Source organism: Leptospira hartskeerlii, from assembly GCF_002811475.1.
GTDB lineage: Bacteria > Spirochaetota > Leptospiria > Leptospirales > Leptospiraceae > Leptospira_B > Leptospira_B hartskeerlii.
On record NZ_NPDL01000003.1, the window covers coordinates 497,825 to 506,700 of the forward strand.

Here is an 8,876-nt window from a genome sequence, read left to right on the forward strand (position 1 = left end):
TACAATATATAAGGAGACAAGATGGTAGTTATTATAGACGGGTCAAGAACCCCTTTTGGAAAATTCGGCGGAGGATTAAAAGATTATAGTTCATCCGATTTAGCGGTGATCACGGCAAAAGAAACCGTTCGAAAGACCGGAATAGATCCTTCTAAGATAGAAGAATCTATTTATGGAAATGTAATACAGGATAATAAAGACTCAGCTTATCTTGCCAGACATATCTCTCTCAGATCGGGACTATCCGAACAGTCCAGTGCACTTACAGTAAATAGACTTTGCGGCTCCGGACTGGAAAGTATTCTCATAGGCGCTCGTAAAATTCTATCTAAAGAAAACAATCTCATCCTCGTAGGCGGAACAGAATCCATGAGCAATGCACCCTTCGTATTAAAGGGTGCGAGATGGGGAAACAAATATGGAGACACGACTGCCGAAGATAGATTAGCACAAAGTCTTACAGATTGTTTTGCAGATCTAACTATGGGAATGACCGCCGAGAATATCTCTCAACATTTCAAAATTTCCAGATCGGAACAAGATGAATGGGCCGGAATTTCCCAAATCAGGGCGGAGAAGGCCACGAAGAACGGAACTTTCTCCTCCGAAATGATACCGGTCCAAACCGGAGGTAAAAAATCCGTCTTACTAGACAAAGACGAACAGATCCGAGGTGAAGAATGTTTACCTCAATTGAAAAATCTACCGACTTCATTTTTAAAAGAAGGAACAGTCACAGCAGGAAACGCTTCCGGTATCAATGATGGAGCTGCCTCCATTCTACTTTCCTCAGAAGATTGGGCAAAAGTTAACGGAGTAAAACCGTTAGCATCCATATTAGGTTATGCGAATATAGGTTGTGATCCTAAAATGATGGGTTTAGGTCCCGTATTTGCCATTCCAAAAGCTCTTCAAAATTCAGGACTTAGTTTAAAAGATATAGATCTATTCGAGATCAACGAGGCATACGCTTCTCAAACTTTGGCTGTGATCTCCAAATTGGGCCTGGATCCGGAAAAAACGAATGTGAACGGAGGAGCAATCGCAATCGGCCATCCACTCGGAGCTAGCGGAACCAGAGTCACATTGACACTCGCCTACGAACTCAAACGTAAGAATTTAAAATATGGAGTGGCCTCTCTCTGTATAGGAGGAGGCCAAGGAATCGCGATCGTTATAGAAAATTACGATAGAAAATAGCCCATTTTCGATCGGAGGAGATCTAAATCAGAAAGAAACCGGAAGTTTAAGTTTTCTTTTTAGTTTTTGGATCTCTTCCGCTTTTTTTTCAGAAGACCAATTCCATTCTCTACCAGCGATCTCAACTACTTTAGAAAGCACCTCGTCGGTAGGAAGTCCAACAGTTCCAATGCCGGTCCGTCTTAGAAAAATATCCTGCAAATTCATTGCCATTTCAAAACGGATCGCATATAAAACTTGAGCCGCTATTTCCCCATCTTCATCCAATTTTTCGGATAACTGTTTAGAAGAATTTGCCAATTCCAGAACGGACTCGTATTCGGTCCCATAATGACGGACCAGGTATTCGATCGTATTTTGAGAAATATTAGGATGAGAATTTTTAGCATTTTCTAAATAAGATACTATATTAGGGATCTCGCATCCTTTTAGGAATTTCTTCTCGGAAATACTCGGTCCTGTTTTTTTAGAGGATTTCTTTTGGATAAGTCTGAATATTTTCTGTGCGAAGTGTCGACTAGTGGTATATTTTCCACCACCCGCGCTGATCAGACCCTCTATCCCGTCCTTAGAATGATCTTGCAATTCGGATTTTCTAGACGCTGAGTAAGTTTCCTTATCTTCCCCTCCGGTTTCCGCAAGAGGCCTGAGCCCGCCGTAAGCAAACTCAACATCCTTTAACTCTAATCTTTCGGAAAGTAGACCTGATGAGTTAATATATTCCAAGAATTCTAAAATACTCTCTTGAGAAAGTTTCCAATCTTCCACAGGACCATAATATGCTTTCTCAGTAGGACCAATCATATTCTTTCCTCTCCAAGGAGCAAAACTGAAATGACCTTTCTTACCTACGTGAAGCACCATTGTATCGAAGTATTTTTTTGTGATAAGGTAAATCCCTTCGGATCTTGTTTTAGGAACAGGAACTTTTATCTCTTTAGTTCCGTTCAGTAAGTCCTGACTCCACGGTCCGGAGGCATTTACAACAACCGAAGTACTTAATTTTACGTTTTTATTATGAATTGTGTCTTTAACAAAGGCTCCTATCACTCGATCTCCATCGAATATCAATTCTTCCGCCTTTGTATAATTGGAAACGGATGCGCCCTCTTGGACTGCTGATTTCAAAAAGGCCAAAGTCAATCTTTCAGGACAAGGCATGATACAATCATAAAAATAGATCGCCGAGTCCATGGCTAATCCAAGACTTTGGATCTCTTTTTTAGAAAGGTTTTTATGTGCAGGGATTTTTTTGGATGTATCCCAGGTCCGGTTCCTATCAAAAGAAAGTAGATCGTATACGAATAGACCGATCTTTTCCAAAAGACCCGGATTTGGAAGGATCATAGGATAAGGATATACTAGATTGGGTGCGATATTAGATAAGATCCTTCTTTCCCTGAGGGCTTCTCTAACTAAAGAGAGATCAAAACGTTTTAAGTATCTGAGTCCGCCGTGGATCAACTTTCCTGTGGCAGATGATGTAGCTCCCCCGAAATCTTTTTTTTCGACCAAGGCAACAGAAAGCCCTCTGCTCGCCACCTCATACGCCAAGGCAGAACCGGTGATCCCCCCGCCTATGATCAATACGTCAAAGTAAGCTTCATCTCCTACTTTTTCGATAAAACGTTCTAATTTTAGCGGATTCATTTACCTGCCTTAAAAGAAGAAACGATCTCTCGAATCTCTTTCTGTAGAGCTGCCCTTTCACTTTCTATATTCCAAAGTCCTAAACGAAAAATTAATATAGGGAGTCTCCATCTTTCTATATCTTTCCAATCCATTCCGGAAATGGAAAGATATCTCTTTAAATAGCCTTTTAAGATGAACTTTCGAACCACAGTATAAAATAAAACTTTTAGAAATGGAGTGCCGGGCCAAAGTTCCGCATCCTGAAACAGAAAAACAGTGGAAGCAACATCCGCGGCCGCATCTCCTTTTAAAGCCGTCATCCAATCTATGATCACAAAAGAATCATTGGTCACGATCACATTTTCAGGATGGAAATCCAGATGTAGAACGGAAGAACCTTCGGGCAAATTTTCGATGAACTGTTTTGCGATCTTCTTCTCATCTTTACTCAAGAAAGAAAGAGGTTCCTTAGAAAGAACTTTCACCGCTTCCGATCTGATATCCTTCATTTTCTTGGTTTGTTTATTATGCAAATCCAGATGGAGGTCAGCGAGTATTTTAGAAAGACTGAAAAAAGTCAGAGGCTTTTTGTCCGGAAGTTTAGTGAGTGAAATTCCATCCAGTCTATCGAAGATCAACCCTTTCCTATCTCCAATTTTAACCTTCTCATAACATTTCATGGAAGTGGCACCTGCAGAAAAGGCGATTACGGAATTAGAATATTCCGTATCAACTTCGGAGGCAGGGAATTCTTTAAAAAATAATTTTAGGATCTTACTAGGGCCGTATTCCGAAATTTCGGCGGACCTACCTATCGCGAGTGAATTTCCAGGACTTGGTCGGTTTGTTTTTTTGGCGGGCATGATTCTCTTCTCTATTATTTAGCAAAACTGATTCTATACTCGCACATGCACGAGCAAGAAGTAATTTTAGTCAGCGAAGCGAGCCTCAAGTGCCTGGAACAGGTTCTTAAATAAGTTTGATACCGAATTTTTCGAGAACGTAATTGAATGAAACAAAAAGCAACACAGTCAATAGAACACAGGAACCTAGTGCGAACCAAAAACCGAATGCAGAATACAGTTTAGGAAATATTAGAAACATAGGCAATGTGGGAATTACAAACCAAAAAGTATAATATGCATGATTAGAGATCTTTTCAGGATCCGTTCTTTCGAATTGCAGCCAAAGCAAGGTCAGTATCGTCACCAAAGGAAGAGAAGCAATCAACGCACCTATACGATCGTTCCTTCGTGCAATTTCCGAAATCAAAACCACTAATGCAGAAGTTACCGCATATTTAAGAGCAAGATATAACATAGATCTAGAGAATTATAAAAGCTATAGATGGATTTTTCGCAAGTTTATCTCGAAGGTTTTTGGATTTTTCTACTGATCCCTAAAACGGAAATATCATCTTGCTTAGGAGATCCATCTAAGAATTCATCCAACTTATTTAATATTTGATCGATCCCTTCTCCTATGGAAATTCCTTTCAGATTACCTATGATCGCTTCAACTCTTTCTTCTCCGAATTCCTCTTTGTTGGAATTCCATTGTTCAAAAAGACCGTCCGTAAAAAGGATCAGTTTAGAATCCTGATTAAATCCGATCTCATTCGAAGTGTATTTTGTATTCGGGATCACCCCCATGATCCTTCCTGTTTTTTCCAAGGAATGGATTTCTTGGTCTTGGAGCAGGTATTGAGGCACATGGCCCGCAGAGGAATATCGGATCAAATTTAGGTTTGTATCAATGTCGACCACTATACAAGTGAAGAATTGATTCAAATTTTTGAATGTATGCAAGAACTCGTTGTTTAAATGATATAAAATTTCGGTAACGCTATAAATACCTCGTTTTAAGGATTCATAAATTGCCTTGATCGCCATTGTCAAGAGCGCAGCTTGCACTCCATGTCCGGTAGCGTCAGCAAGAAACACCCGAGTTAGCCCAGGACGAAGTTCCATAATGTCGAAAAAGTCCCCTCCAACTTCGGTGAGAGGAAGATATCTAACAGTAATTTCTAATTCTCCTGTGAGTTTATCTTCCTGAGAAATGATACCGGATTGGATCTTTCGAGCGGTGGACAGATCACTTTGAAGTAAACTAAGATTATGTTCTAATTCAATTGCTAAAGTTTCCTTTTCTTTAATATTAGTTCTGATCTTATCTAATACAAGATTGTATCTTTCTGCGATTTGCCCTACTTCCGTAAAAGGTTCAATAGAAAGGTCCTGGCTTAAATCTCCAGTCTGTTTTTGGTATTCCATTTCCATAAAGAGATCTATGAGTTCAGTAGTGGCCCTATGTTCCGTATAATTCAATCCTTGGAATTCATTTTGAGGAGAAACTCTAAGGCTGTAAAAACGATGTATGACATAAAGAAGAGGATAACTTACGCCGAAGGAAAGAATTGCGCAGGAAACTACGCCTAAGAACTGCACGAGGATTTGTGTAGTTCTATCCAATCCTGTACCTAAAACGGAAAGGTCCCCGAAAAATCCTACCGCCAAAGTTCCCCAAATCCCGGACACAAGATGAACAGGAATAGCTCCTACAGCATCGTCCAATTTGAGTTTCTCCAGAAGGACACCCGCTTCGAACATTAAAATTCCTGCAACTAGACCGATCAAAATTGATTCCAGAGAGTTGACTGCATTACAAGGAGCCGTGATTGCTACAAGCCCTGCTAAGGTTCCATTCAAAGGAAGAGTAGCTTCTGCATATTTTAATCGGATCCAACCATAGATCAGACTGGAAGCCATTCCTCCAGAAGCTGCAAACATGGTATTTGTAATGATCTTTGGCACATCGGAAGTGAAAGCGAGAGTGCTTCCCCCATTAAATCCGATCCAACCAAACCATAGTATCAATGTTCCAAGCATCGCAAGAGGTAAATTATGCCCTGTGATCTTCCGAACGGATCCATCCTTACCGTATTTTCCGGTCCGGTTTCCGATAAGTAACATCGCAGAAAGTCCAACCCAACCGCCAACACTATGCACTGCAGTAGAGCCCGCAAAATCCATAAAGCCAAGGTGTGCGAGCCAACCTGTAAATTGATCCCAATCTTGCAGATCTCTCCCCCAAACCCAGTGACCGAAAATCGGATAGATCAATGAAGAAATGATGGTAGTAACGATAATATACGCACCGAATTTCATTCTTTCGGCAACGGCGCCGGAAACGATAGTCGCTGCAGTTCCGCAGAACATGAGTTGGAATAAAAAGAAAACGGAAGTTTCAGGATTTGTTTTTGAAAAATCAGGAAAGAACATATCCTTTCCGATCCAACCATAATAGGTTGTGCCAAACATAAGCCCGAAACCTATTGAATAGAAAATGAGAGTAGCAATTCCGAAATCGGTAATATTCTTAATTGCTACGTTAATCGAGTTCTTTGTACGAGTGAGGCCGGATTCTAAACATAAAAATCCGGCCTGCATGAAAAATACCAATCCGGAAGAAAGAATGATCCAAAGAATATCGAAACTCGTTTTAGGCATCGAATTTCTTATTTCAGGAAATGATAAGCGAATTGGCAAGAAGCATTTCTGCTAATTGCTAAGTATACCTCTCCTTCTAACCTACTCTTAGGAAAATTGCAGTTCCAGATTATCCAAAGTACTGATCCAACCTTCTTTATGACCTTCCATAGAACTTTCGTTAGGAAGTCTTTCGTGAGTAAGGATCACTTCAGTTCCTTCGTTTTTATCTTTAAAGATTACAGTAACGAGGGTATTTCCTTGGTCCGGTCCTTCCCATCCATGAGTAAAAACAAGTTTTTCGTTCAAAATAATTTCTTGATATATCCCTCTAGCGATATAAACATCTCCGTTTCCGAGCATTGAGGTCCTGAATTTGCCCCCTACTTTGAAATCCATTTGGATCTCTCCAATCTTCAACTCCTTAGGACAGCCCCATTTTTTCATAATTTCAGGTTTGACCCATGCTTCGAAGACCTTCTCTCTTTTGGCCTTGATAAACTTAGATATTTGCAGTTTGTATTCTGCTGTTTTCATTCTATTTCCTCCAACAGTTCCTGGAGAGAATCCAGCTGATCCTCCCAGAATTTCTTATAATGTTGCATCCACCGATCCGCGCTCATCATTGCCTTTCCGTTCAGGCTTAAATAGGAGAAGGAACCCTCCTTTCTTCTATTCACTAACTTCGCCTTTTCCAAAACCTTAATATGTTTAGAAGCAGCTGCTAATGACATTTCGAACGGTTTTGCGATTTCCGTGATCACCCTCTCTTTTTTAGAAAGGCTTCTTAACATTGCCCTTCTTGTCGGGTCGGACAATGCCTGGAAGATCAGATTGAGGTCGTATTTTCTGGATTCAACCATATGGTTAAATGTATATAGTAAGAACAAGAAGAGTCAACCATTCGGTTGAATGTTTTGAGAAAAAATTTCGGAATGAAGTAGATCTCTAATCAGATATATTTATGTAAAATATTCGAATTAGAGATCTACTACGGTTTTTACCTTACTCTTTTAGATTACCCGTACGACGTATTGCACAGATGTAGAAGCAGGCGAAGTCTCAGTTCCGAATCTTGGGGCCCCGCTTGGTCCGTCCGTAATTGGATCTAATACATAAACCATTCCTTGCCCAATTTGAGAAGTTCCTGCTCCAGAATACCCGTCTGGATGGATCAAATCAGCGGAAATTCCGATGGCTGAGTGCCTATGGCTTTGGAATCTATCTTGGATCTCTTGGCCAATTCCTCCGCCATCATAATTTCCTCCGGCAGCTTTCGCTCGATTAGAATGTTGTCCTGCACCTCGAGCAAAAATTCCTCTTCGATCCGGCAAATTGAATGTTGTGGAACCATTTCCAAAACCATACTGACTATGAGTCAGCAAATTCCCCGTTTGATTCGAAGTTAGATCTATAACAGCACCCCCTTGAGTGAGAGAGATCTGAAAGTCATTAGCAGTCGGATTTAATACAAAGTAAGGAACGTTTGTTGTGATCCCTCCTCCGGTAAAAGAAAACTTAACCAATTGACCTGCACTAAGTCCATGAGAAGTCGATTGTATTCGATCTGTAGTTGGCACAAGACCGGTTATCGTTCGATGAACAAGATTCCAGAGAGAAGAATATGTCGTCCTCGAAATTGCTTGCCCATTTGCGATCATATAGGTTGAAGGAATATTAGGAAAATCGAATTCAATAATCGCACCCAAAGGAACGTTAATCTGCGAAAGCAGAACTGTCAAAGAATCGATTTGAGATTGTAAATTCTCTAGCTGGGATTGTAGAGAAATATCGTTTGCGTAAAGTGAAGAATATTCTTGGTCAAAAAGTAGTCCGTCATTCGGCGTACTCCTATTCCAAGATATCTTCTTGCTTGTGTTGGGAATTGGCATTTAAATGCTCTCCTAAATGGTATATAATCCATATCAGGAATTCATCCATCTGAGCCACATAAGAGAGAATTTATGATCTTTTTCGCTTAACGATATAAAATTAAAAATATATAATTTATAATAGTATAATATAAATTCAATTCATAACTTTCGCCTTTCCTCAAGCCAAAAAATGGCGTCTCCTCACTTATTCAAAAAACTATATCAACCCTTGATCTTAATTCCACCCGGATTTCCAAGATTACTCCCGGTTGCCATTTGCCCATTCCCACCATATTGCCCGGAAGGGCTTGATCCACCTGCTCCCCCCGCACCACCAACCCCGCGATTTCCCACGACTCCAAAAATATTAAGCCCCGGAGTAACTTGCAAATTTGGAATATTCAAATATTCTCCTGAACCACCTAATCCACCAGCAGCCCCTGGCGCAGAAGAATTCCTTCCTGAACCACCAGACGGAATAAATGTATTTCTAAGACCCCAAGTCGGTTGCTCCGACCAAGCACCCCCAGTATTTAAATTTCCATTTTCTCCTGAATGAGCAGATTCACTTGCATTGCCTCCCGCACCAGCTGTTCCTCCCATAAATGCAGAACTACTATTGCCAACAGTTCCAGGAAAACCAGGCAATATGGTAGGTAAAGCTGCTGGCCTTGAACTAGAG

8 protein-coding genes and 1 pseudogene are annotated in these 8,876 nt (G+C 40.6%); 1 reads left to right on the top strand and 8 read right to left on the bottom strand.

Annotated features, from left to right (window positions below; all coding sequences use genetic code 11):
* Window positions 1-21 precede the first annotated feature (21 nt).
* Window positions 22-1,200, top strand: a complete 1,179-nt coding sequence (locus tag CH352_RS07695) for a thiolase family protein (protein ID WP_100706230.1) — start codon at window positions 22-24, stop codon at window positions 1,198-1,200.
* Window positions 1,201-1,227: 27 nt separating this feature from the next.
* Here CH352_RS07695 and CH352_RS07700 read toward each other — a convergent pair whose 3' ends face one another.
* From CH352_RS07700 to CH352_RS19010, 8 genes and pseudogenes are all read right to left on the bottom strand, one after another.
* Window positions 1,228-2,850, bottom strand: coding sequence for a glycerol-3-phosphate dehydrogenase/oxidase (locus CH352_RS07700; protein WP_100706231.1), 1,623 nt, complete (start codon window positions 2,848-2,850; stop codon window positions 1,228-1,230).
* Window positions 2,847-3,695 carry a phosphotransferase family protein gene (locus CH352_RS07705; protein WP_100706232.1) on the bottom strand — a complete coding sequence of 283 codons (849 nt, stop codon included), beginning with the start codon at window positions 3,693-3,695 and terminating at the stop codon, window positions 2,847-2,849. Before CH352_RS07705 ends, CH352_RS07700 begins: the two co-directional genes overlap by 4 nt.
* A gap of 106 nt (window positions 3,696-3,801) precedes the next feature.
* On the bottom strand, window positions 3,802-4,152 hold the full coding sequence (locus CH352_RS07710) for a DUF3147 family protein (RefSeq protein ID WP_100706233.1): 351 nt from the start codon (window positions 4,150-4,152) through the stop codon (window positions 3,802-3,804).
* Window positions 4,153-4,196: 44 nt separating this feature from the next.
* The gene (gene amt / locus CH352_RS07715; protein WP_100706234.1) at window positions 4,197-6,341 is read right to left on the bottom strand and encodes an ammonium transporter; all 2,145 of its coding nucleotides are present in this window, start codon (window positions 6,339-6,341) and stop codon (window positions 4,197-4,199) included.
* 87 nt (window positions 6,342-6,428) lie between these two features.
* Window positions 6,429-6,857, bottom strand: coding sequence for an SRPBCC family protein (locus CH352_RS07720; RefSeq protein WP_100706235.1), 429 nt, complete (start codon window positions 6,855-6,857; stop codon window positions 6,429-6,431).
* Window positions 6,854-7,210 (bottom strand): ArsR/SmtB family transcription factor, encoded by a 357-nt coding sequence (locus CH352_RS07725; protein WP_207766658.1) that lies wholly within the window; start codon window positions 7,208-7,210, stop codon window positions 6,854-6,856. Before CH352_RS07725 ends, CH352_RS07720 begins: the two co-directional genes overlap by 4 nt.
* Before the next feature lie 123 nt (window positions 7,211-7,333).
* Window positions 7,334-8,212 carry a phage tail protein gene (locus tag CH352_RS07730; protein ID WP_100706236.1) on the bottom strand — a complete coding sequence of 293 codons (879 nt, stop codon included), beginning with the start codon at window positions 8,210-8,212 and terminating at the stop codon, window positions 7,334-7,336.
* A 204-nt stretch (window positions 8,213-8,416) separates the two neighbouring features.
* Window positions 8,417-8,876 (bottom strand): annotated as a pseudogene (locus CH352_RS19010) (hypothetical protein); the annotation flags it as partial.

Coding starts and splice junctions, on each gene's coding strand:
- CH352_RS07695 (WP_100706230.1), top strand. CDS start 22: ATGGTAGTTATTATAGACGGGTCAAGAACCCCTTTTGGAAAATTCGGC.
- CH352_RS07700 (WP_100706231.1), bottom strand. CDS start 2,850: ATGAATCCGCTAAAATTAGAACGTTTTATCGAAAAAGTAGGAGATGAA.
- CH352_RS07730 (WP_100706236.1), bottom strand. CDS start 8,212: ATGCCAATTCCCAACACAAGCAAGAAGATATCTTGGAATAGGAGTACG.
- CH352_RS07710 (WP_100706233.1), bottom strand. CDS start 4,152: ATGTTATATCTTGCTCTTAAATATGCGGTAACTTCTGCATTAGTGGTT.
- CH352_RS07720 (WP_100706235.1), bottom strand. CDS start 6,857: ATGAAAACAGCAGAATACAAACTGCAAATATCTAAGTTTATCAAGGCC.
- CH352_RS07705 (WP_100706232.1), bottom strand. CDS start 3,695: ATGCCCGCCAAAAAAACAAACCGACCAAGTCCTGGAAATTCACTCGCG.
- amt (WP_100706234.1), bottom strand. CDS start 6,341: ATGCCTAAAACGAGTTTCGATATTCTTTGGATCATTCTTTCTTCCGGA.